23 protein-coding genes are annotated in these 20,192 nt (G+C 71.8%); 13 read left to right on the top strand and 10 right to left on the bottom strand.

Going from position 1 to position 20,192, the window contains the following annotated elements:
• Positions 1-32: 32 nt before the first annotated feature.
• Positions 33-1,550 (bottom strand): glycerol kinase GlpK, encoded by a 1,518-nt coding sequence (gene glpK / locus ACFYTT_RS29495; RefSeq protein ID WP_387264097.1) that lies wholly within the window; start codon positions 1,548-1,550, stop codon positions 33-35.
• 215 nt (positions 1,551-1,765) lie between these two features.
• On the opposite strand from glpK, the gene ACFYTT_RS29490 reads away from it, so the two are divergent.
• Both ACFYTT_RS29490 and ACFYTT_RS29485 read left to right on the top strand, forming a co-directional pair.
• On the top strand, positions 1,766-2,641 hold the full coding sequence (locus ACFYTT_RS29490; RefSeq protein ID WP_387264094.1) for an SDR family oxidoreductase: 876 nt from the start codon (positions 1,766-1,768) through the stop codon (positions 2,639-2,641).
• Positions 2,638-3,462, top strand: a complete 825-nt coding sequence (locus ACFYTT_RS29485; protein WP_162854398.1) for an alpha/beta fold hydrolase — start codon at positions 2,638-2,640, stop codon at positions 3,460-3,462. Before ACFYTT_RS29490 ends, ACFYTT_RS29485 begins: the two co-directional genes overlap by 4 nt.
• 86 nt (positions 3,463-3,548) lie before the next feature.
• On the opposite strand, the gene ACFYTT_RS29480 is transcribed toward ACFYTT_RS29485, so the two are convergent.
• On the bottom strand, positions 3,549-3,908 hold the full coding sequence (locus ACFYTT_RS29480) for a VOC family protein (protein ID WP_387264091.1): 360 nt from the start codon (positions 3,906-3,908) through the stop codon (positions 3,549-3,551).
• Positions 3,909-4,004: 96 nt separating this feature from the next.
• Here ACFYTT_RS29480 and ACFYTT_RS29475 point away from each other — a divergent pair, with 96 nt between their 5' ends.
• The gene (locus tag ACFYTT_RS29475) at positions 4,005-4,520 is read left to right on the top strand and encodes an ATP-binding protein (protein WP_387264087.1); all 516 of its coding nucleotides are present in this window, start codon (positions 4,005-4,007) and stop codon (positions 4,518-4,520) included.
• Positions 4,521-4,541: 21 nt separating this feature from the next.
• On the opposite strand, the gene ACFYTT_RS29470 is transcribed toward ACFYTT_RS29475, so the two are convergent.
• Complete coding sequence (locus ACFYTT_RS29470) at positions 4,542-4,856, bottom strand: TraR/DksA C4-type zinc finger protein (protein ID WP_131056570.1); 315 nt, start codon at positions 4,854-4,856, stop codon at positions 4,542-4,544.
• Positions 4,857-5,347: 491 nt separating this feature from the next.
• Between ACFYTT_RS29470 and ACFYTT_RS29465 the strand changes: the two genes are divergently transcribed.
• Genes ACFYTT_RS29465 through ACFYTT_RS29455 form a run of 3 tightly spaced genes read left to right on the top strand, consistent with a single transcriptional unit; the run spans position 5,348 to position 8,350 of the window.
• A complete protein-coding gene (locus ACFYTT_RS29465) occupies positions 5,348-5,734 on the top strand; it encodes an SCP2 sterol-binding domain-containing protein (RefSeq protein ID WP_131056572.1) in 387 nt (128 codons plus the stop codon).
• Between the two features lies 1 nt (position 5,735).
• Positions 5,736-7,781, top strand: coding sequence for a glycogen debranching N-terminal domain-containing protein (locus tag ACFYTT_RS29460; RefSeq protein ID WP_387264082.1), 2,046 nt, complete (start codon positions 5,736-5,738; stop codon positions 7,779-7,781).
• Between the two features lie 59 nt (positions 7,782-7,840).
• Positions 7,841-8,350: an NUDIX domain-containing protein gene (locus ACFYTT_RS29455; RefSeq protein ID WP_387264079.1), complete on the top strand. Its 510-nt coding sequence runs from the start codon at positions 7,841-7,843 to the stop codon at positions 8,348-8,350.
• Between the two features lie 21 nt (positions 8,351-8,371).
• Here the strand turns inward: ACFYTT_RS29455 and ACFYTT_RS29450 are convergent, their stop codons facing one another.
• Positions 8,372-9,541 (bottom strand): LLM class flavin-dependent oxidoreductase, encoded by a 1,170-nt coding sequence (locus ACFYTT_RS29450; protein WP_176094293.1) that lies wholly within the window; start codon positions 9,539-9,541, stop codon positions 8,372-8,374.
• Between the two features lie 167 nt (positions 9,542-9,708).
• Between ACFYTT_RS29450 and ACFYTT_RS29445 the strand changes: the two genes are divergently transcribed.
• From ACFYTT_RS29445 to ACFYTT_RS29435, 3 genes are read left to right on the top strand one after another with little or no spacing between them, the layout of a single operon-like run.
• Positions 9,709-10,671, top strand: coding sequence for an aliphatic sulfonate ABC transporter substrate-binding protein (locus ACFYTT_RS29445; protein WP_176094294.1), 963 nt, complete (start codon positions 9,709-9,711; stop codon positions 10,669-10,671).
• Positions 10,668-11,528 (top strand): ABC transporter permease, encoded by an 861-nt coding sequence (locus tag ACFYTT_RS29440; protein WP_131057454.1) that lies wholly within the window; start codon positions 10,668-10,670, stop codon positions 11,526-11,528. Before ACFYTT_RS29445 ends, ACFYTT_RS29440 begins: the two co-directional genes overlap by 4 nt.
• Positions 11,501-12,229: an ABC transporter ATP-binding protein gene (locus ACFYTT_RS29435; RefSeq protein WP_176094296.1), complete on the top strand. Its 729-nt coding sequence runs from the start codon at positions 11,501-11,503 to the stop codon at positions 12,227-12,229. Before ACFYTT_RS29440 ends, ACFYTT_RS29435 begins: the two co-directional genes overlap by 28 nt.
• A gap of 27 nt (positions 12,230-12,256) precedes the next feature.
• Here ACFYTT_RS29435 and ACFYTT_RS29430 read toward each other — a convergent pair whose 3' ends face one another.
• Both ACFYTT_RS29430 and ACFYTT_RS29425 read right to left on the bottom strand, forming a co-directional pair.
• The gene (locus ACFYTT_RS29430; RefSeq protein WP_131055642.1) at positions 12,257-12,454 is read right to left on the bottom strand and encodes a DUF397 domain-containing protein; all 198 of its coding nucleotides are present in this window, start codon (positions 12,452-12,454) and stop codon (positions 12,257-12,259) included.
• A 10-nt stretch (positions 12,455-12,464) separates the two neighbouring features.
• Entirely contained in the window at positions 12,465-13,340 is an 876-nt protein-coding gene (locus tag ACFYTT_RS29425; protein ID WP_131055645.1) for a helix-turn-helix transcriptional regulator, read from the bottom strand.
• A 569-nt stretch (positions 13,341-13,909) separates the two neighbouring features.
• Between ACFYTT_RS29425 and ACFYTT_RS29420 the strand changes: the two genes are divergently transcribed.
• Together ACFYTT_RS29420 and ACFYTT_RS29415 are read left to right on the top strand one after the other, a co-directional pair.
• On the top strand, positions 13,910-14,185 hold the full coding sequence (locus ACFYTT_RS29420) for a hypothetical protein (protein ID WP_131055650.1): 276 nt from the start codon (positions 13,910-13,912) through the stop codon (positions 14,183-14,185).
• Positions 14,186-14,285: 100 nt separating this feature from the next.
• A complete protein-coding gene (locus ACFYTT_RS29415; RefSeq protein WP_161595027.1) occupies positions 14,286-14,861 on the top strand; it encodes a helix-turn-helix domain-containing protein in 576 nt (191 codons plus the stop codon).
• Positions 14,862-14,908: 47 nt separating this feature from the next.
• On the opposite strand, the gene ACFYTT_RS29410 is transcribed toward ACFYTT_RS29415, so the two are convergent.
• The 3 genes from ACFYTT_RS29410 to ACFYTT_RS29400 all read right to left on the bottom strand — a co-directional run bounded on the left by ACFYTT_RS29410 (position 14,909) and on the right by ACFYTT_RS29400 (position 17,292).
• The gene (locus tag ACFYTT_RS29410; protein ID WP_387264072.1) at positions 14,909-16,156 is read right to left on the bottom strand and encodes a YeiH family protein; all 1,248 of its coding nucleotides are present in this window, start codon (positions 16,154-16,156) and stop codon (positions 14,909-14,911) included.
• Positions 16,156-16,299: a hypothetical protein gene (locus ACFYTT_RS29405; protein ID WP_387264069.1), complete on the bottom strand. Its 144-nt coding sequence runs from the start codon at positions 16,297-16,299 to the stop codon at positions 16,156-16,158. Before ACFYTT_RS29405 ends, ACFYTT_RS29410 begins: the two co-directional genes overlap by 1 nt.
• A 348-nt stretch (positions 16,300-16,647) precedes the next feature.
• Complete coding sequence (locus tag ACFYTT_RS29400; protein ID WP_387264066.1) at positions 16,648-17,292, bottom strand: maleylpyruvate isomerase family mycothiol-dependent enzyme; 645 nt, start codon at positions 17,290-17,292, stop codon at positions 16,648-16,650.
• A gap of 111 nt (positions 17,293-17,403) precedes the next feature.
• Here ACFYTT_RS29400 and smpB point away from each other — a divergent pair, with 111 nt between their 5' ends.
• Entirely contained in the window at positions 17,404-17,919 is a 516-nt protein-coding gene (gene smpB, locus ACFYTT_RS29395) for an SsrA-binding protein SmpB (protein ID WP_387264064.1), read from the top strand.
• Here the strand turns inward: smpB and ACFYTT_RS29390 are convergent, their stop codons facing one another.
• Positions 17,920-18,333, bottom strand: coding sequence for a type II toxin-antitoxin system Phd/YefM family antitoxin (locus tag ACFYTT_RS29390; protein WP_357212087.1), 414 nt, complete (start codon positions 18,331-18,333; stop codon positions 17,920-17,922).
• 154 nt (positions 18,334-18,487) lie between these two features.
• Between ACFYTT_RS29390 and ACFYTT_RS29385 the strand changes: the two genes are divergently transcribed.
• The gene (locus ACFYTT_RS29385; RefSeq protein WP_387264062.1) at positions 18,488-20,047 is read left to right on the top strand and encodes a chitinase; all 1,560 of its coding nucleotides are present in this window, start codon (positions 18,488-18,490) and stop codon (positions 20,045-20,047) included.
• Positions 20,048-20,192: the final 145 nt, after the last annotated feature.

The following is a 20,192-nucleotide window of genomic DNA, read 5'->3' as shown; positions in this document are numbered from 1 at the left end:
GATGGAAACCCGTCTGGTCTGCCGCCGTACGGTCAGTCCACGTCGACCCAGTCGAGCGTGCGGCGTACCGCCTTCTGCCAGCCGGCGTAGCCCTCCGCCCGCTGTCGCGGCGACCAGGTCGGCTGCCAGCGCCGGCTCTCGTTCCAGTTCGCCCGCAGCTCGTCGGTGTCCCGCCAGAAGCCGACCGCCAGCCCGGCGGCGTACGCGGCACCGAGGGCGGTGGTCTCGGCGACCACCGGCCGGCTCACCGGCACCCCGAGGACGTCCGCCTGCAACTGCATGCACAGGTCGTTGACGGTGACGCCGCCGTCGACCTTCAGGCACTCCAGGGCCACGCCCGAGTCCTGGGCCATCGCCTCGGCCACGTCCCGGCTCTGGTAGCAGATGGCCTCCAACGTGGCCCGCGCGATGTGGGCGTCGGTGTTGTAGCGGGACAGCCCGACGATGGCGCCGCGCGCGTCGGACCGCCAGTACGGGGCGAAGAGGCCGGAGAAGGCGGGTACGAAGTACACCCCGCCGTTGTCGGAGACCTGGCGGGCCAGGTCCTCGCTCTGCCCCGCACTGTTGATGATCTTGAGTTGGTCACGCAGCCACTGCACGGCCGACCCGGTGACCGCGATCGAGCCCTCCAACGCGTAGACCGGGTCCGCCCCGGCGAACTGGTAGCACACGGTGGTGAGCAGGCCGGCCTTTGACCGGACCAGTTCCGTACCAGTGTTGAGCAGCATGAAGTTGCCCGTGCCGTAGGTGTTCTTCGCCTCGCCGGGCGCGAAGCAGACCTGCCCGACGGTGGCCGCCTGCTGGTCCCCCAGGTCGCCGGTGATCCGCACCGGCCCGCCGAAGGGACCGTCGGGGCGGGTGCTGCCGTAGGCGTGCGGGTCGGACGAGGGGCGGATGGCGGGCAGCATGACCCGGGGGATGTCGAAGAACGACAGCAGCTCGTCGTCCCAGTCCAGCGTCTCCAGGTCCATCAGCATGGTCCGGCTGGCGTTGGTGGGGTCGGTGACGTGCACGCCGCCGTCGGGACCGCCGGTGAGGTGCCAGAGCAGCCAGGTGTCGGTGTTACCGAAGACCGCCTCGCCGCGTTCGGCGGCGGCCCGCACCCCGTCGACGTTCTCCAGGATCCACTGGATCTTGCCTGCGGAGAAATAGGTCGCCGGGGGCAGGCCCGCCCGCCTGCGGATCACGTCGCCCCGCCCGTCGCGCTCCAGCGCCGCGGCGATCCGGTCGGTGCGGGTGTCCTGCCAGACGATGGCGTTGTGGTACGGCTGGCCGGTGCGCGGGTTCCACACCACCGTCGTCTCCCGCTGGTTGGTGACGCCGAGCGCCGCGAGGTCGGAGGCGGCGATGCCGTGCGTGTTCAGGGCGGTACGCACGACGGTCCGGGTCCGCTCCCAGATCTCCAGCGGATTGTGCTCCACCCACCCGGCGCGCGGCAGGATCTGCTGGTGTTCGAGCTGGTGACGGCCGATCTCGTTACCGCCGTGGTCGAAGATCATGAAGCGGGTGCTGGTGGTGCCCTGGTCCACGGCACCGACGAAGTCAGCCATGCGGGGGTCTCCTGCTCGTCGTGGTCGTCGGGCCGATCCTTCCCGATGTCGACCCCGATGTCCGCAGCAGGACGACGCCGAGCTGCACGCTCGTGCCCCTCGGCCGGCGGCCTCCGCCGCGCTGCCGACCACAGGTCGCGGTACGGTCTGGTTCCGTCCGGTCGCCCACCGCGCCACCACCACCGGCGGCGCCGACCGGGACAGGGAGCACGCCGATGCGGTACGACCTTCGCGACCGGACGATCCTGATCACCGGAGCGGCCCGGGGCATCGGCGCGGAGCTGGCCCGGCGCGCCGCCGCCCGGGGCGCCCGCGTCGCACTGGTCGGTCTGGAGCCGGCGCTGCTGCGGCAGCTCGCCGTCGAGCTGGACGGCCACTGGTACGAGGCGGACGTGACCGACCAGTCCGCGTTGGACGACGCCGTCACCTCCACCGTCGAGCGGTTCGGCGGCATCGACGTGGTGGTGGCCAACGCCGGCATCGCGAACCTCGGGACGGTCGCGCTGGGTCCGGTCGACGCGCTCGCGCGCACCATCGAGGTCAACCTCACCGGCGTGGTGCGTACCGTCAGCGCGGCCCTGCCACAGGTGCTCGCCGCCCGGGGGCACGTGCTGATCGTCTCCTCGGCGGCGGCCTTCGGCGCGATGCCCGGGATGGCCGCGTACTGCGCGTCGAAGGCGGGCGCGGAACAGTTCGGCAACGTCCTGCGCCTGGAGAACCGTCGACACGGCCTCACCGTGGGCACCGCCCACCCCATCTGGATCGACACCGACATGGTCCGCGACCTGCGCGACGATCTCGCCTCGTTCCGGGAGGCCCAACGCCGGCTGCCCTGGCCGCTGAACACCGTGGTGAGCGTCGAGCGGTGCGCCGAGGAGCTGCTGCGCGGCATCGAGCGCCGCCGCCGCAAGGTGTACGTGCCGCGCTCGATCGGGCTGGTCCAGGCGATGCGGCCGATCGCACAGAGCCGGCTGGCCGACGCGGTGATCACCCGCTTCGGGGGTACGACCATGGTCACGCGGATGGAGGACGAGGTACGCCTACTGGGGCGATCCTTCGGGCGCACCTCGGTGGAGGGGGGCGGCTCGTGACGCTGCGTTTCCGGCGGGCCGGGACCGGGGAGCCGTTGCTGCTCGTGCACGGCATCGGGCACCGCCACCAGGCGTGGGACCCGGTCTTCGACCGGCTCGCCGCGCATCACGACGTGATCGCGATCGACCTGCCCGGCTTCGGCGAGTCCCCGGTGCCGACGACCGGGATGCCCACCGACATGGCGGCCATCATCACGACCATCCGGCCGGTCCTCGCCGACTGGGGGCTGGACCGTCCGCACGTCGCCGGGTACAGCCTCGGCGGCGCGATCGGCCTGGAACTGGCCGTGTCCGGGCTGGCCGCCTCGGTCACCGCGCTCTCCCCCGCCGGGTTCTTCACCGACGCCGAACGCCGCCGGGCGCTGCGCGCCCTGAGCTGGATGCGGGTCACCAGCCACCTGCCCACGCCGCTGATCCGGGCCGCACTGCGTTCGCCGGGCCTGCGCGCGTGGTGTCTCGGCCCGCTGGTGGCCCGTCCGGCGGCGCTGGACGCCGAGCGGGCTCTGGCCGACGCGCTCGCCCTGCGCCGGTGTGCCGGTTTCGGCACCGTCGCCCGTGCCGCGCGGGGCTACCGGGTCGACTGCGGCGCGCTCGGGGCGTGCGCGGCACCGGTCACCATCGGCTGGGGTGACCGAGATCGCATCTTCGGCGTCCATCAGGCCGAACGGGCCCGCGCCGAGCTGCCGGGCGCCCGCGTGCAGACCCTCTCCGGCTGCGGTCACGTGCCGATGAGCGACGATCCCGAGGCGGTCGCCACGCTGATCCTGGAGACCACCGGTGCGCTGCCCCGCCCGGCCGACCGTTCGGCCCCGGCGGGCTGATCGGGCCGACGCTCCCGCCCGGTGCGGTGCCGTCGGACGGAGGTTCGGTGCCGTGGGAACGGCGATCAGTGCCGGCGGGACAGGGTTCAGTGCCGGCGGAACAGGCAGAACTCGTTTCCCTCCGGATCCGTCAGCACGGTCCAGCGCGGCAGTGTGTGCCGCACGGTGGCCCCGGCGGCCACCACCGCCGCCAGTTCGTCGTCCTCGGCGACCAGGTCCAGGTGGATCCGGCCGACCGGCGGCAGGTCCCCGGCGGGTGCGATCCAGATGTCCGGTCCGCTTCCGGCCGGGTGGCGCAGCAGCACCGACTCGGTCGGCCCGAGGGTACGGTCGGTGAGCTTGATCCGGTCCTCGGCCGCCACCGGAAGGCCGGTGACCTGGCTCCAGAACGGGGCCATCAGGTAAGGATCACGGCAATGGATGACGATCGCGGCGAGCTGCGGCATTCGATCATGCTAGTCGGGCCCCGAGCAGCACCCGGACCGCGATACTTGCTGCTTGGCAAGAGTCGCAGATACCTGGGGACGACGTAACCTGCCTGCATGAGCAACCTCGCCCAACCGGACGCCGGTGGCACCGGCGGCCCGATGTCGGGGGTCGGCGAGGAGACCTACCTGTTGTCCGAGTCGTTCACCGCACAGACGGTGACGCCGTTGCGGCACCTGCTCGCCGCGCGGATCGCCGCCGCCGGACTCACCGGCGACCTGGCCGAGGATCTCGTCCTGGCCGTGCACGAGTTGGTCACCAACGCCGTGCTGCACGGCGGCGGGCAGGGTCGTCTGGACCTGATCCGCCGGGCCGACCTGCTCGTCTGCGAGGTCTCCGACCACGGGGACGAACCCGACGCCGACCTGACGGTGCATCTGCCGGCGACCACCACCGCCGGTGGACGGGGCCTCTGGCTGGCCCACCAGCTCACCGGAGCGCTGACCCTCACCCGTCGGCCCGACGGCATGACCGCCACCGTCACCGCCAGCCTGACCGACCAGCCGACCGTGCTGCCGGGGCCACCCCCCGGCGGTCCGCCCGGCGGCGGCGAGGGGCTGCCGCGCCGGTAGGCGCGGCAGCCGGTACCCGCGTCAGCCCTTGTGCTTCTGCTGGCAGGGCACGCAGAAGCGGGCGTGCGGCAGGATCTCCAGGCGCTCCTGAGGGATCGTGGTGCCGCACTTCTCGCAGCTGCCGTAGCTGCCGTTGGCGAGACGGCGCAGCGCTCCGGTGATCTGCTCCAGGCTCTGCCGGGTGGCGGCGATCAGCGCGCCGTTGGTGAGCGCCTCCGCCGGGTCGCCGGTGTCGGCCGTCAGCTCGGTCAGGCGGGCCGTCTGCGCCTCGAACTCGTGGGTCAACGTCGCTCGGAGTTCGGTGCGCCACTGCGGGTCGTACGTATTCGTGCTCATGCCGTCACTCCGCTCCGCTGCGTGCCGCCATGAGACCTCACCGCACCGCACCTGATGATTCGCTCGCCCTGCTCGCTCATGCTGAGCTTCCTTCCTCGGAAAATAGAAAAGGGCCGAAGCTGTCCGCTTCGCCCCTGGCCGTCGTGTCTGTGCGACGGGATGCCGGGGGGCCTCGACCGGCGGGACGCGGCTGGCCGTGACCGGCCCGCGCGGACACCCACGCCGGTCGCGTCGCGGCGCACCGACCCAGCGCAGCCGCCAGCGGCACCGCCGTGGCGACGGCGGCGCGGTCCAGCAGCGCGGTGGGATGCATCGCACCACCATAGGTGGGGTGGCACCGGAATCCAATGGCAAATGCCGGCGGTCCCAGCATCAGACCCGCCCGTATGCGCACCAAAGCCGCTAAGGTGACAGATACCGCAGCTTGACCGGCACGTCCGCCGCGCCGTGGGGCGGTCGCCGTCTGCTGCCGCCGGTCCGCAGGAGGTGGGATGTCCGAGGCGGTGCACCACTTCTTCGCCGGTCTCGCGCGCGACGGCGGTCGCATGCTGCGCCAGGTCTGCGGCACGGTCCGTTTCGACCTGCGCTACCCCGACCACGTCGACCACTGGCTGGTCCGCATCGACCACGGGCGGGTGACGGTCTCCCGGGGCGAGGCGGCCCCCGCGGACACGGTGATCGGCACCGACGAGGCGCTGTTCCTGCGGATGGCGCACGGCGAGGTCAAGCCGCTGCCTGCCTGGCTGCGCAACGACTTCACCGCGGACGGCGAGTTCCGGCTCGTGATCATGCTTGAGCGGATCTTCGCCCCGCCACCGGGCGCCCGGCACCCCCGGGAGGTAGCCGGAGGCGGCGGCCCGGCCCGGGATCGGGCCTGACGTGAAGAAGCTGGTCCGCATCCTCGACGGCAACGTCTTCGCGCTCAGCGAGGACAACGGCGACATGGCGTTCAGCCCCACCAACCCGAGCGGATTCTTCGCCTTCGACACCCGGTTCCTGTCGACCTGGCGGCTGAGCCTGGACGGCGAGGAGTTGCACCCGCTGGCCGTGCACGACCCCAGCTACTACGAGATCAGGTTCTTCCTGGTCCCCGGCCATCCCACCCACTACGTGGACGCCAAGGTGTCGGTGATCCGGGACCGGTGGATCTCGGGCTATGGCTTCGTCGAGCAGTTGACCGTGCTCAACCACACCGGCGAGCCGGTCGACCACGTCCTGCGCGTCGAGGTGGACAGCGACTTCGCCCCGATCTACAACGTGGTCTGGCCGCGTGCCTCGACGTTGCGCGGTTACCGCGAGGTCTCCGCCGACCGTCTGCGGCTGGGATACCGGCGGGAGAGGTTCCACCGGCTCACCGACGTCTCCTCCTCCGAACCCGCCGAGATCGACGAGCGCGGGCTGACATTCCGGATCCGGGTCGAGCGGCAGGGCAGGTGGAGCACGAGGCTCCAGGTGGACGGCCTGGTCCCCAGCCCCAACGGCGAGGACATCCGGACCCGGCTCGGCCACCACGGGCACCAGAAGGGGGCGCGGCTACACCACGACCTGAGCGAGTGGCTGGCCGACGCACCCCAGCTCACCTGCGACTGGGAGCCGATGGCCACCACCTACCGGCGCGGGCTGGTGGACCTGGCGGGTCTGCGGTACACCCCGCTGGCCACACCGAACGAGTCGATGCCGGCGGCCGGACTGCCCTGGTCGGCGACGCTCATCGGCCGGGACAGCATCTTCACCTGCTTCCAGACGCTGCCCTTCGTGCCCCGCCTGGCCACCACCACACTGCGCCTGTTCGCGCTCAACCAGGGCACGGTGCTCGACGACTTCCGGGACGAGGAACCCGGGAAGATCCTCAACGAGTTCCGGTACGGCGAGCTGGCGGCCTTCGAGGAACGCCCGCAGTCGCCGTACTTCGGTGGGGCCGACGTCACGCCGCTCTTCGTCGTGCTGCTCGACGAGTACGAACGCTGGACCGGTGACGGTGCGCTGGTCCGCGAACTGGAGGACACCGCCCGGGCCGCGTTGCGCTGGATCGACGAGTACGGCGACGTACGCGGCGACGGGTACATCTGGTACCAGCCGCGCAACGACCGCAGCGGGGCGAAGAACCACTGCTGGAAGGACTCCCCGGAGGCGATCTGCTATCGCGACGGCCGGCTGCCCGGGCTGCCCCGCGCCACGTGCGAGTTGCAGGGGTACGCGTACGACGCGAAACGGCGTGGTGCCCGGCTGGCCCGCGAGTTCTGGGACGACCCGGCGTACGCCGACCGCCTGGAGCAACAGGCGGCGGAGCTCAAGCAGCGGTTCAACCGGGACTTCTGGATCGACGACGGCGGGTACTTCGCGCTGGCGCTGGGCCCCGACGGCGACCGGGTGGACGCGTTGGCGTCGAACATGGGGCACCTGCTGTGGAGCGGCATCGCCGACGACGACAAGGCCGCCGCCGTCGCCGACCACCTGCTCGGGCCCCGGCTCTTCTCCGGCTGGGGCGTACGCACGCTCGCCACCGAACAGGTCAGCTACAACCCGCTCGGCTACCACGTCGGCACCGTGTGGCCGTTCGACAACTCGTTGATCGCGATGGGGCTGCGCCGGTACGGCTTCCTGGCCGAGGCGGGCGTCATCGCGGAGAGCATCATCGACGCGGCGCAGCACTTCGCCGGGCGGGTACCGGAGTCGTTCGCCGGCTACGACCGCGCGCTGACCCGGTTCCCGGTGCCGTATCCGGCGGCGAACAGCCCGCAGGCCTCCGCCACCGGCGCGATCTTCCTGCTGCTGCGTACCCTGCTCGGCCTGGAACCGTACGGTGAGCACCTGGTGGTGCATCCGGCGATCCCCCAGCGGTTCGGCCGGATCGAGCTGCTCGACATCCCTGGTCGCTGGGGTCGCAAGGACGCGATCGGCAACGCCCGCACGGGCGCGCCCTGAGCGGACGGGATCGGCGGCGGCGCAGGTGCGCAGCCGTCCGGCGGGTAACGTGCAGCGGCATGACCGGCCTGCCGTACTCGCACTGCTCGTACTGTGGTGCCGCCTATCCGGCGGACGCCGGGTGGCCCCGGGTCTGCGCGGCCTGCGGCCAGACGGTCTGGCGCAACCCGCTGCCGGTGGCCGTGGCGCTGCTGCCGGTGCGGACCGCCGACGGCCTCGGCCTGGTCGTCGTGCGACGGGACATCGAGCCGGCGCGCGGCCTGCTCGCGCTGCCCGGCGGCTTCGTCGAGTACGGCGAGGACTGGCGCGAGGCGTTGGTCCGGGAGTTGTGGGAGGAGACCTGGCTGCGCGCGGACGCGGCCGACGCCCGACTGGTCGCGGTGCACAGCGCACCGGCCGGCGGCACCATGATGATCTTCGGTGAGTTGCCAGCCCGCCGGGCCGAGGAGCTTCCGCCGTCGACGCCGACGGCGGAGGCCACCGAATGGCTGGTGCTGACCGAGCCGACCGAGCTGGCGTTCTCCACCCACACCCGGGTACTGGCAGACTTCTTCGCCGCTCGGCGCTGACGCCACCCACCTCCGCGCGGATCAGCGCCGGGCGGTGGGTACCGGCGGGGTGGCGAACGGGATGCCGGCGGGTTGCGACACCGTCGGCGCGCCCGCCGGGTGGTGCCACAGCCCCCGTGCGCGCAGGATCGGCAGCACCCCCTCGCCGAACCAGTAGGCCTCCTCGACGTGCGGGTGCCCGGAGAGCACGAACTCGTCCAGGCCGAGCGCGTGGTACTCGGCGATCCGGTCGGCGACCTCGGTGTGACTGCCCACCAGGGCGGTACCCGCACCACCCCGGACCAGCCCGACGCCGGCCCAGAGGTTGGGCGAGATCTCCAGGCCGTCCCGGGAGCCGCCGTGCAGGTCGAGCATCCGGCGCTGCCCCTCGGACTCGCTGCGGCGCAGCCCCTCCTGGGCAGCGGTGATGTCGGCGTCGGCGATGCCGTCGAGCAGCCGTCGCGCCTGCGCCCACGCCTCGTCGCCGGTGTCCCGGGAGATGACGTGCAGCCGGATGCCGAACCGGACCGTGCGTCCGGCCTCGGCGGCCAACTTGCGGATCCAGTCCAGCTTGGCGGCGACCTGTGCCGGCGGCTCACCCCAGGTGAGGTAGACGTCGCTGTGCCGGGCGGCGACCGGTCCGGCCGCCGCCGACGAGCCGCCGAAGTAGACCGGCGGGGCCGGCTCGGGCAGCCGGGCCAGGCGGGCCTGCTCGACACGGACGTGCGTACCCGCGTGGTCGACCGTCTCACCGCGCCAGAGCGCCCGCACCACGTGCAGGAACTCGTCGGTACGCGCGTACCGCGCCTCCTTGTCCAGGAAGTCGCCGTACGCCCGCTGCTCGTGCGACTCGCCACCGGTGACCACGTTGACCAGCAGCCGCCCCTCGGAGAGGCGCTGGAAGGTGGCGCCCATCTGCGCGGCGAGGGTCGGCGAGAGCAGGCCGGGCCGGAAGGCGACCAGGAACTTCAGCCGCTCGGTGACCTCGGTGAGCATGGCGGTGGTCAGCCAGGCGTCCTCGCACCAGGCCCCGGTCGGGGTCAGCGCGCCGACGAAGCCGAGCTGCTCCGCCGTACGGGCGATCTGGCCGAGGTAGCCGATGGTGGGTGGGCGGGAGCCGCCGGCCCTTCCCGCCGACATGCCGTGCCCGCCGCCGACGATGTCCCGGCTGTCACCGTACGTGGGCAGGAACCAGTGGAACGTCAACGACATGACTCGATCCTTCAGGCGCGCAGGGGTGGGTCCGGCCGTCCACTCCTGAGAGATGGGACGACCATGCGGACAGACTACCGATAAAACCTATCGGTTTAGTAGGCTGCTGCCGTCCCGGACTTCCGTCGATGTCCGCCGATCCCCTCTTCCCGTGTCCAGGAGCCCTCATGCGTACCCCTCCCCCACGTCGTGCCCGCACCGCCCTGCTCACGGCGCTCGCCCTGGTCGCCGCGGTCGGCCTCACCGCGTGCGGCGGGTCGGCCAGTGGCGACGACGACACTCCCCGACTGCGCATCGGTTACCAGCGGTTCGGCGGGCTGAGCCTGGTCAAGGCGCGCGGCGAGGCCCCGGACGCCGAATGGTCGCTGTTCGAGAGCGGCCCGGCGCTGACCGAGGCGCTCAAGGCGGGCTCGATCGACATCGGACAGACCGGGGAGGCACCGCCGATCTTCGCCGCCGCCGGCAAGATCCCGTTCTCCGTCATCGGGACCTCCGAGCCGATCCCGCAGGGTGAGGCGGTGCTGGTCAAGGAGGACTCCGGGATCCGGACCTTCGCCGACCTGAAGGGACGTACGGTCGCCCTGAACAAGGGCTCCAACGTGCACTGGCTGCTGGTCCGGCTGCTGGAGGCGAACGACCTGACGTTGCAGGACATCAACGTGAAGTACCTCAAGCCCGCCGAGGGGCGACCGGCCTTCGACAACGGGCAGGTCGACGCGTGGGTGATCTGGGACCCGTACTTCGCCCTCGCCGAGCGCCCCGGCGTCCGGATCCTGGCCGACGCCACCGGCCTGGCCAGCAACCGCGAGTACGTGCTGGCACACCCGGACGCGTTGGCGGAGAAGTCCCCGCAGATCGAGTCGTTCCTGCGGACGTACCGGACGGTCACCGACTGGGGCATCGCCAACCCGGCCGAACGCGCCGCGGTGCTCGCCCCCGAGCTGAAGATCCCCGAGGACGTGACCAGCCGGGCCCTGGACCGCAGCGCCCGCGCCCTCGCCCCGGTCACCCCCGCGGTCGGCGACGAGTTGCAGGCCATCGCCGACGGCTTCGCCACCCTGGAACTCATCCCCGGCCCGGTCGACATCCGCTCCCGCATCGACGACCGCTTCACCGAGGTGTACCGGTGACCAGGGCGACCGCGCCACCCGCCGAGGCGCCGGCGACATCGGGCCCCGCAGATCTCGGTACGCCCCGGCCCGCCGAACGGCGGCGACGCACCACGATCCCGACGGTCGCCTGGTGGCGGCTGGCCAGCCCGGTGCTGCTGGTGGCCGCCTGGGAGCTGGCCGCCCGGGTCGGGTGGCTCGCGCCGGAGAAGCTGCCCGCGCCGAGCACCGTGCTGGCCACCGGGTGGCGCCTGGCCAGCGACGGCACCCTGCTGACCCACCTGCTCGACTCGCTCAGCCGAGCCGGTGCCGGACTCCTCATCGGCGGCGGACTCGCCCTGATCCTCGGCGCCGTCGCCGGGCTGCTGCGGCTCGGAGACGACCTGATCGACCCACCGGTGCAGATGGCCCGGATGCTGCCGCACCTCGGGCTGGTACCGCTGCTGATCATCTGGGTCGGCATCGGCGAGTCACTGAAGATCAGCCTGGTCGCCCTCGGCGCCTTCTTCCCGCTCTACTTCAACACCTACGCCGGCATCCGGGACATCGACGAGAGACTTGTCGAGGCGGCCCGTACGTGTGGCCTCGGCACCGTCGCCCGGCTGCGGCACGTGGTGCTGCCCGGCGCGCTGCCCGCCCTGTTCCTCGGCCTCCGCCTGGCCATCGGCGCCGCCTGGCTCAGCCTGGTGGTCGGCGAACAGGTCAACGCCCAGACCGGCATCGGCTTCCTGATGATGGAGGCCCGCGAGTTCAGCCAGACCGACGTGGTGGTCCTCGGCCTGCTCGTCTACGCCCTGCTCGGGCTGCTCTCCGACGTGGCCATCCGCACCCTGGAAAGGAGGACGCTGTCATGGCGACGCGGACTTCGGGCAACCTGACCGGCGCGACGGCGGTGCTGACCGCGACCGGCGTACGCCGCGACTTCGGCACCACCACCGTGCTGGCCGGTGCCTCGCTGAGCATCGCGCCGGGCGAGGTGGTCGCCCTGCTCGGCGGCAGCGGCTCCGGCAAGAGCACCCTACTGCGCGTACTCGCCGGCCTCGACGAGGAGGCCACCGGCGAGACCGCCCTGCGCGGCACCGCCGCGGTCGTCTTCCAGGAGCACCGGCTGCTGCCGTGGAAACGGGTCGCCGACAACGTCGCGCTCGGGCTCTCCGGCCCGGACGTGGCCCAGCGGGTCGACCGGGCGCTGACGGAGGTCGGCCTCGCCGACCGCCACCGCGCCTGGCCCGCCGAGCTCTCCGGCGGCCAGGCACAGCGGGTCGCGGTCGCCCGAGCCCTGGTACGCGAACCCGACGTGCTGCTGCTCGACGAGCCCTTCGGCGCGCTCGACGCGCTCACCCGACTCCGGATGCAGGCACTGCTGCGCCGGCTACGCGCCGAACACGGCTTCGCCGCGCTGCTGGTCACCCACGACGTCGAAGAGGCACTGCTGCTCGCCGACCGGCTGCTCCTGCTGGAGTCCGGCGTCATCGCCGAGGAACTGGACGTGCCCCTCGGCCCGACCCGGACTCCCGACGACCCGGCCTTCGGCGCGCTACGCCGCCGCCTGCTCGACCGACTCGGCGTACCCACCTGAGGAAGGCGGATGCCGGAACGCCGCCGCTCAGGCGACGAAGCTGCCGCCCTTGACACCCCGGACGAAGCCGGCCCACTGGTCGGTGCCGAACGACAGCACCGGCCCCTGCCGGTCCTTGCTGTCCCGCACCGCGACCACGGCCGGGAGATTGTCGGCCACCTCGACACAGTTCCCGGTCGACCCCGACCGGGTGCTCTTGCGCCAGGTCGCGCGAGTCGGGTTCATGCGGGTCCTCCTACTTGACCAACTCCTCGGCCAACGCGAGCAGCCTATCCCGAGTGGGCTTCGGTCCCAGAGCCACAGCTTGAAGCTGTTCATGAGCTGTGGCGTATGCAGAGATCTCCGCGGGCCTGTCCAGATACAGCGCACCGGTGAGAGTGCCGACGTACACCATCTTCTCCTCGGCAGCGTCCGGATAGGGCGCCGGCAGGGGTGGGAAGTCGAGGATGACGAAGCTGCCGTCGAAGCCGAGGCCGGTGGAGTACGGCAGTAGCTGAACTTGGACATTGCTCCGAGTGGAGTGCTCGACCAGGAGCCTGATCTGCCGGTGCAGCACCTCGGGTCCTCCCACCACGCGGCGGACGGCTCCTTCGTCGATCACCACTCGCAGTATCGGCGGGTCATCCTTGGCCAGGATCTTCTGGCGTTCCATGCGGAGTGACACCTGCCGCTCGATCTCGTCGTCGCGCAGGGGTATCGGACCGGTCTGGAAAACCGCGCGGGCATACTCCTCGCCCTGAAGCAGACCCGGGAACATCTGACACTCGTACGTGCGGATGACCGATGCCTCGGACTCCATGCCCACGTACGCCGTGAACCAGTCGGGCAGGACGTCGCTGTACCGCTGCCACCACCCACGCTGCTTCGCTTGACGTGCCACCGCGACCACTGCTTCGGCCTGGTCGCCCTCCACTCCGTACAGCGTCAGTAGTGCCCGCACGTCGTTCGGGTGTGGACGCACGTCGCCGTTCTCGACGCGGCTGAGCCAGCTTCCGTCGTGATCCACCTGTTGGGCCGCATCTGCGGACGTGTGGCCGGCCCGCTCACGAAGCTTCCGCAAGGTGAGCGCCAGCCGCCGCCGCTGGACGGTGGGACTTTGACGGGTGGCCATGGGGCCATCGTGCCACACGAACGATGTGACTTCCTTTCGCATAAGAATTGATCGCACATGTCGAATCCGCATATTGCGGATTGCTTGGTTGCGTGAAACGGTGTCACTGGGTGTGGTGGTCGGATGACCGGGCGTGGCCCGGCCGCCACGCCCCTCGTCGGAGGAGGGGCAGATGGTCCGGCAGATGACCTACAACGAGTTCCTGCTCGCTGCGGCTCTCACGTTCGCGCGTCGGCATCGGCCGAGGTGGAACCACGTGCTGAGGCGGGTGACGTGTCGGTGCGGCCGGGATCTGCCGTGTCGAGTGCGGTACCGGGTGCCGATCAATCGGGGCCCATGGCCGGGAGAGGCGTCATGACAGCGCACGGGCCGGTGGTGCCGATCTGGACCTGTGCGGGATGTGGTGCACCCTGGCCCTGCCGTACGCGTCGTCAGGAATTGCGGGCCGAGTACGAGCAGGCTCCGATGTCGTTGGCGCTCTATCTAGGCGCGTGCGTGGTGGCGGCCAGTCAGGACATGGGGTGGGCTCCGGCCGGGCTGCTGCATCGGCGGTTCCTCGGGTGGTTGCCGTGACCACGGCACCGCGCGCCGGTGATCTGCTCCTGATCGGGCCGCAGGCCAGCGTGCAGTTTCGTCGGCCGATCCTGTTCCGCGTGATCCGGGTGTTGACCTGGACCACGTACGACGGGCGGATCTGGTTGGAGGGATATCAGGTCAACAAGCGGGGAGAAGCCGTCACCCGACGGGCGGTCTTCGTGCAGCCGGCCGGGCTGCGTACCGCACCGACGCGCCTGCCGATTCGTGGACCGGGAAGGAGGAAGATGCCCGGTACCGTGTGGACATGAGCGGGTGGAGACTCATGCCGGGCAACCGGGGTTCGACTCTGGCGCTGCGTCAGGCTCGGCCCCGGAAGCGACCTCTGCCCCAGTTCGACGAAGGTCGCCGGTGATCCTGACCCACGAGATCGCGCACGGCGTCGCCGCCGGGGAGGTCACCGTCGCCTACCGGCGCTGGATCCGGCCACGGGTGCGACCCGGCTCGACGTTCCACACGGTGGCCGGAATCGTACGCGTCGAGGCCGTCGACCGCGCCGAGCCCGAACAGCTCGACACGACCGCCGCGCGGGATGCCGGGTACGCCACACGGGAGGCCCTGCTCTCGACCCTGCGCGGTGACGACGCCGATCCACTCTGGCGCATCACCCTGTCGTGGGCCGGGCCCGATCCCCGCACCGCGCTCGCGGAGAACCCGGTGCTCTCGCCAGCCGACATCGCCGATCTCGACGCCGTGCTGGACCGGCTCGACGCCCGAACTCCCTGGGCCCGCGCCGCGCTGGACCGGATCGGCCGCCAGCCGGGCATCACCGCCGCGCGGCTCGCCGCCGAGCTGTCGATCGACAAGGACTCCCTGAAACGACGCCTCCGAACCCTCAAAGCACATGGCCTGACCCTCAGCCTGCCCTCCGGGTACGAACTCTCCGCTCGCGGCCACGCCTACCTGTCGGCCACCGGGCCTGCCTAGACCGACGGCCGGGAACCGGGGGGAGGTCCGGTTCCCGGCCGATCGCCTCAGCTCGTCGAGAAGCCGGCGAACAGCACCGAGGCGAGTCCCAGCGCGAGGACCAGGTTGAACACGGTGGCGGCGCCGAAGACCACCACCGGCCGCCACCCGGCCTGCCGCAGCGCCGCCACCCGCACCTCCAGACCGATGCTGACGAAGGCCAGGATGAAAAACCAGGTCCGGAGGTCGTTGACGATCGCGATGGTGGCCTTGCCGTCCGCTCCGGCGACGTCGAGATACCAGGTGGCGATCACCGACGCGGCGACGAAGCCGAGGACGAACTTCGGGAACCGGCGCCACAGCTCGCCGAGCCCCGGACGGGCCGCGCCGGCCCGACGCTCGACGTGCAGCGCGAAGTACGCGGTCAGCGCCACCGCGACCACGCCCATCAGCGCGTTCTGGGTGACCTTGACGATGCTGGCGATCTGCAACGCCTCGTCACCGGCCAGCGCACCGGCGGCGGTGACGGCGGCGGTGGTGTCGATGTTGCCGCCGATCCAGGCGCCGGCCACCGCCGACTCCAACCCGAGCACGTCGGCCAGCCAGGGCAGCAGGAAGATCGACGGCAACGCGAAGACGATCACCAGGCTGGCCGTGTACGCCAGTTGTTCCCGGCGGGCGCGTACCGCACCGGCGGCGGCGATGGCGGCGCTGACTCCGCAGATGGAGACGGCGGAGGCGAGCAGGGCGCGCAGCTTGTCGTCCAGACCGAGCCGCCCGGCGAGCCACCAGGTGAACAGGAACACGCCGCTGATCAGCAGCAACGCCTGGGCGATGGCCGGCCCGGCGGCGCTGGCGATGACCGCCAGGTTGATCGACGCGCCGAGCAGCACCAGACCGGTCTTGATGAAGAACTCGGTGCGGAACGCGGCGGCGATGCGGTCACGCCACCCGGTCAGCGTCACCACCGCGTTGCCGAGCAGGCCCAGCAGGATGGCGTACACCGGGTATTCGATCGCGCCCGCGACGTCCTCGACCGCCGTGCCCTCGACCCAGGTGGGCACGTTCTGTTCGAGGTAGCGGGTCAGGACGGCGAGGACGAGCACGACCAGCAGGCCGACGGCGGTCCAGGCCCAGAAGGAGCGGTCGGCCGGCGGTGTCGCGGCAGGCGGCAGGGCGGCCGGACCGGCGGGTGCCGATTCGGTCCGTACGGGCGCACCGGTCGCGCCCACTGTGGAGGCGTCCGCAGCGGCCGTCGAGCCGGTGGCGGTCTCGGAGTCGGTGCCGGTCGCGGGTCGGTTGGCGTCGGTGGTCATCAGGGCACCAGCCCGGCGGGGATGACACCGATCAGGACCAGCCCGAGCAGGACCAGACCGAGGAGGGTCGCGGCCCAGTCCTCGTTGACGGCGAACCGGCTCTCCGGCGTGGTGGGGGTGGGCTGGGGTGCGGGGGCACTCATGGAGGTTCCTCCGGGGGTGAGAGGGCACGGCGAAGCGGAGGCGTACGGGCGCGCGGGGTGGCCGGGTGACGGGCTCGTCGGGCTCGCGCCGGTCAGGCGCGGCCCGAGCGGGTACAGAGCTCCGAGGCGACCCGCATCAGGTCGACGACCCGGCGGGAGGTGAGTCGCAGATCGGTGACCACCGACCTATATTCCTACCGAGAAAGTAGGAATACAAGAGCTGTCCACGATCCGGGCGGGTTCCATTTCCTCGACGAACGACGACATGGCCGCCGGAGCTGCGGCGACCGGCGGCGAGGCCCAGCCCCCTGGGTCGGCACCGGGTCGGCGCGGTAACGCGCCGATGCCCTAGATGCGGGCGCCCACGGTCTCGACACCGTCGCCGGTGATGTCCGCGAGGTATGCACGTCGGCCCGCGAGCACCATCACCAGCGCTTCCGTCGTTCCTCGGACGACCGGACCGGCACCGCTGCAGAACGGTCCGTCGGTCGCCTCCCACCGCAGGTCCTTCGCCACGGTGCGGCTGTTGACGGCGAAGTTCCTGGACACGAAGAACTCGGCGACCGTGGTGGCCGCCTCGACCGACGGCCCACCGTGCAGTCCGAGCGGGCGGCGGATGTCCTGGCCGTGCACGACAACCTCGCCCAGCCACGCAGCGGAGTGCCCGGACGGCGCGGTGGTGGCGGACACGGCGGCCCGGAACGTCGCCAGCGTCTCGGCGGGCGTCGCGCCGAGGTGCTCGCGCAGGCGTCGCCGGTTGTGCACCTCCGGGCGGAACCCGGCTGCGGCCATGCTGCGGATCCAGCGGAACGGAGTCATCCGCGCGGCCGAGGTCAGATGCGCCAGCGTCTCCTCGACGGTCCAGGAGCCGCAGAGCGAGCGGGTGGCCCACTGGGCATCGGTCAGATCGGCGAGATCGTCGGCCAGGGCGCCCCGGGCGGCGACGATCTGGGCGGCGGTGCGAGCGGAATCGCTGGAGTCGACGGAGTTCATCGCCGAGCAGCTTACGGCGACCGGCATCGGGCGGTGGAGGCGAGGCGGCACCTCAGGGACCTCCTGGGCCGACCTGCGCGGCCGGGGCGGCCAGGCACTATCCTTCGCCGGGTGGGCACCTCCGGTGACAGCGAGCGGACGGTCGTCGCGTCGAACCGCAGGGCGCGGCACAACTACACGATCCTCAAGACCTACGAGGCCGGGATCGTGCTGGCCGGCACCGAGGTCAAGTCACTGCGGGAGAAGCGGGTCTCGCTCGTCGACGCCTTCGCGCAGGAACTCGACGGCGAGATCATGCTCTACGGCCTGCACATCGCGGAGTACGGCTACGGCACGTGGACGAACCACGCGCCCCGACGGACCCGGAAACTGCTGCTGCGCCGGGTGGAGATCGAACGCATCCTGGCACAGATCCGCGAGGGCGGGTTCACCCTCGTGCCGCTGTCGATGTACTTCTCGGGCGGCTGGGCCAAGGTCGAGCTGGCGCTGGCCAAGGGCCGCAAGGCGTACGACAAGCGGCAGGCGCTGGCCGCCCGGGACGCCGATCGGGAGATCGCCCGGGAGATGGGCCGTCGCCTCAAGGGGCGGACGGGCCGGTACGCCGAGGGGCGTGCGACCGGTCGGTGATCAGCCGGCGAGCAGGTGCTCGTGGGCCGCGCGCAGCCGGGCGAGCGCGGCGTCGCCACCGGCCGGGGCGCGGCGCTCCAGCTCGGCCCAGACCTCGGCGAGCGCGGTCGTCACCGCGCGCAGCTCGGCGGCGTGGCGACGGCCGCTCTGCTCCCGTTGGGCCTCCAGCCGACGGGCCCAGCCGGCGGTGACCTCGGCGAGCCGGTCGGCGTCGGCGCGGGCCTGGGCGGCGGTGCGCACCGCGCCGGCCGGCACGATCGCGGCGACCGGACGGGGATCGCCGTCGCGGGTGATCACGGTGACGGTGTCGGTCAGCTCCGCCATGGCGACGAGCTGACTCAGCCGGGTGCGCGCCTCGCGCAGCGGCAGCGAGCGCGGCGGGACGGTGCCTGGGGTGAGGGCGGGGACAGCCATGAATACATGGTGCGTGCGGGGTACGACACTTTCCGCGACCGTCCATCAGGGACCGTGCCCGTCGGGCCACCACCGAACCCTGGACATCTACAGTAAACAATCTTAATAATTATGCATCCGTCGTTCGACGGCCCTCGTCCCCCGGGAGGTCCGGATGCGTCGCCCCACCCGACATCTACTGCTCACCGCCGTCGCGGCCCTGGCCACCATCGCCGCCACCACGCTGGTGGCGGCCACCCCGGCACAGGCCGCCGGTCCCACCGCCAGCTTCGTGAAGACCGCCGACTGGGGCACCGGCTGGGAGGGCAGGTACACCGTCACCAACGGCGGCAGCAGCACGATCACCTCCTGGCAGGTCGCCTTCACGCTGCCCGCCGGGACCACCCTGGGCTCCTTCTGGGACGCCACCGCCAGCAGCGTCGGCCAGCGGCACACCTTCACCAACCGGTCGTGGAACGGCACCCTCGCCCCGGGCGCCTCGGCCTCCTTCGGCTTCCTGGCCACCGGCCCGGGATCCCCCACCGACTGCCGGGTCAACGGCGCCTCCTGCGGCGGCGGCACACCGACCACCCCGCCGACCACCCCGCCACCCACCACACCGCCGCCCACCACGACACCGCCCAGCACCCCGCCGCCGACCACGGTGCCACCCACCACGCCGCCCCCGACGACGCCGCCCACCGGCGGGCTGCCCCGACGGGCCCTGATCGGCTACCTGCACGCCAGCTTCGCCAACGGCTCCGGCTACCTGCGGATGGCCGACGTACCGGCCGACTGGGACGTCATCAACCTCGCCTTCGGCGAGCCCACCACGGTCACCTCCGGCGACATCCGGTTCCAGCTCTGCCCGGTCGCCGAGTGCCCGGGGGTGGAGAGCGAAGCCGAATTCACCGCCGCGATCCGCGCCAAGCAGCAGCAGGGCAAGAAGGTGCTGCTCTCCATCGGCGGGCAGAACGGACAAGTCCAGCTCACCACGACCACCGCCCGGGACACCTTCGTCCGCTCGGTGTCGGCGATCGTCGACCGGTACGGCCTCGACGGGCTGGACATCGACTTCGAGGGCCACTCCCTGTACCTGAACCCCGGCGACACCGACTTCCGCAACCCGACCACCCCGGTCGTGGTGAACCTGATCTCGGCGATCCGTACGCTCACGCAGCGCTACGGGCCTGGCTTTCTGCTCACGATGGCCCCGGAGACGTTCTTCGTCCAGCTCGGCCACCAGTTCTACGGGCCGGGACCGTGGGGCGGCCAGGACCCGCGCGCCGGGTCGTACCTGCCGGTGATCCACGCGCTGCGGGACCACCTGACCGTGCTGCACGTGCAGAACTACAACTCCGGCCCGATCGTCGGACTGGACGGCCAGTACCACACCATGGGCGGGGCCGACTTCCACATCGCGATGACCGACATGCTGCTCGCCGGCTTCCCGGTGGCCGGCAACCCGGACCGCGTCTTCCCCGCGCTGCGGGAGGACCAGGTCGCCTTCGGCGCACCGTCGTCGGTCAGCGCCGGCAACGGCTACGTCGCCCCGGCCGGTGTGCAGGCGGCCGTCACCTGCCTGGTCCGGGGGCAGAACTGCGGCGGCTACACGCCCCGCAGCGGCACCAACCCGAACTTCCGTGGCCTGATGACGTGGTCGATCAACTGGGACCGCTTCTACCAGTGGGAGTTCGGCCGCACCCACGGCCCGTTCCTCAAGGCCCTGTCCTGATCCACGGCACACACGGTGGTGGGGCCCCGCGCCCGGGCCGGGGGGCCCCCCCACCCCCGCGGCCGGGCCCGCCCGCAACCGATCGGGCGGGGGCGGCGGGGGGCGAGCCGGGGGCGCGGCCGGGCCGCGCGCGGCCGGGCCCGCC

Origin of the sequence: Micromonospora sp. NPDC003816, assembly GCF_042874705.1 — a bacterium.
In the GTDB taxonomy this organism is placed as follows: Bacteria; Actinomycetota; Actinomycetes; order Mycobacteriales; family Micromonosporaceae; genus Micromonospora.
The sequence above is the reverse complement of the archived record's forward strand: the minus strand, read 5'-3'. Positions and strand labels throughout refer to the sequence as shown.

What these genes read in the sequence shown, in the direction of transcription:
- glpK (WP_387264097.1), bottom strand. Translation starts at nt 1,550, where the DNA reads ATGGCTGACTTCGTCGGTGCCGTGGACCAGGGCACCACCAGCACCCGC.
- ACFYTT_RS29490 (WP_387264094.1), top strand. Translation starts at nt 1,766, where the DNA reads ATGCGGTACGACCTTCGCGACCGGACGATCCTGATCACCGGAGCGGCC.
- ACFYTT_RS29480 (WP_387264091.1), bottom strand. Translation starts at nt 3,908, where the DNA reads ATGCCGCAGCTCGCCGCGATCGTCATCCATTGCCGTGATCCTTACCTG.
- ACFYTT_RS29475 (WP_387264087.1), top strand. Translation starts at nt 4,005, where the DNA reads ATGAGCAACCTCGCCCAACCGGACGCCGGTGGCACCGGCGGCCCGATG.
- ACFYTT_RS29470 (WP_131056570.1), bottom strand. Translation starts at nt 4,856, where the DNA reads ATGAGCACGAATACGTACGACCCGCAGTGGCGCACCGAACTCCGAGCG.
- ACFYTT_RS29465 (WP_131056572.1), top strand. Translation starts at nt 5,348, where the DNA reads ATGTCCGAGGCGGTGCACCACTTCTTCGCCGGTCTCGCGCGCGACGGC.
- ACFYTT_RS29455 (WP_387264079.1), top strand. Translation starts at nt 7,841, where the DNA reads ATGACCGGCCTGCCGTACTCGCACTGCTCGTACTGTGGTGCCGCCTAT.
- ACFYTT_RS29450 (WP_176094293.1), bottom strand. Translation starts at nt 9,541, where the DNA reads ATGTCGTTGACGTTCCACTGGTTCCTGCCCACGTACGGTGACAGCCGG.
- ACFYTT_RS29445 (WP_176094294.1), top strand. Translation starts at nt 9,709, where the DNA reads ATGCGTACCCCTCCCCCACGTCGTGCCCGCACCGCCCTGCTCACGGCG.
- ACFYTT_RS29435 (WP_176094296.1), top strand. Translation starts at nt 11,501, where the DNA reads ATGGCGACGCGGACTTCGGGCAACCTGACCGGCGCGACGGCGGTGCTG.
- ACFYTT_RS29430 (WP_131055642.1), bottom strand. Translation starts at nt 12,454, where the DNA reads ATGAACCCGACTCGCGCGACCTGGCGCAAGAGCACCCGGTCGGGGTCG.
- ACFYTT_RS29425 (WP_131055645.1), bottom strand. Translation starts at nt 13,340, where the DNA reads ATGGCCACCCGTCAAAGTCCCACCGTCCAGCGGCGGCGGCTGGCGCTC.
- ACFYTT_RS29410 (WP_387264072.1), bottom strand. Translation starts at nt 16,156, where the DNA reads ATGACCACCGACGCCAACCGACCCGCGACCGGCACCGACTCCGAGACC.
- ACFYTT_RS29405 (WP_387264069.1), bottom strand. Translation starts at nt 16,299, where the DNA reads ATGAGTGCCCCCGCACCCCAGCCCACCCCCACCACGCCGGAGAGCCGG.
- ACFYTT_RS29400 (WP_387264066.1), bottom strand. Translation starts at nt 17,292, where the DNA reads ATGAACTCCGTCGACTCCAGCGATTCCGCTCGCACCGCCGCCCAGATC.
- ACFYTT_RS29390 (WP_357212087.1), bottom strand. Translation starts at nt 18,333, where the DNA reads ATGGCTGTCCCCGCCCTCACCCCAGGCACCGTCCCGCCGCGCTCGCTG.
- ACFYTT_RS29385 (WP_387264062.1), top strand. Translation starts at nt 18,488, where the DNA reads ATGCGTCGCCCCACCCGACATCTACTGCTCACCGCCGTCGCGGCCCTG.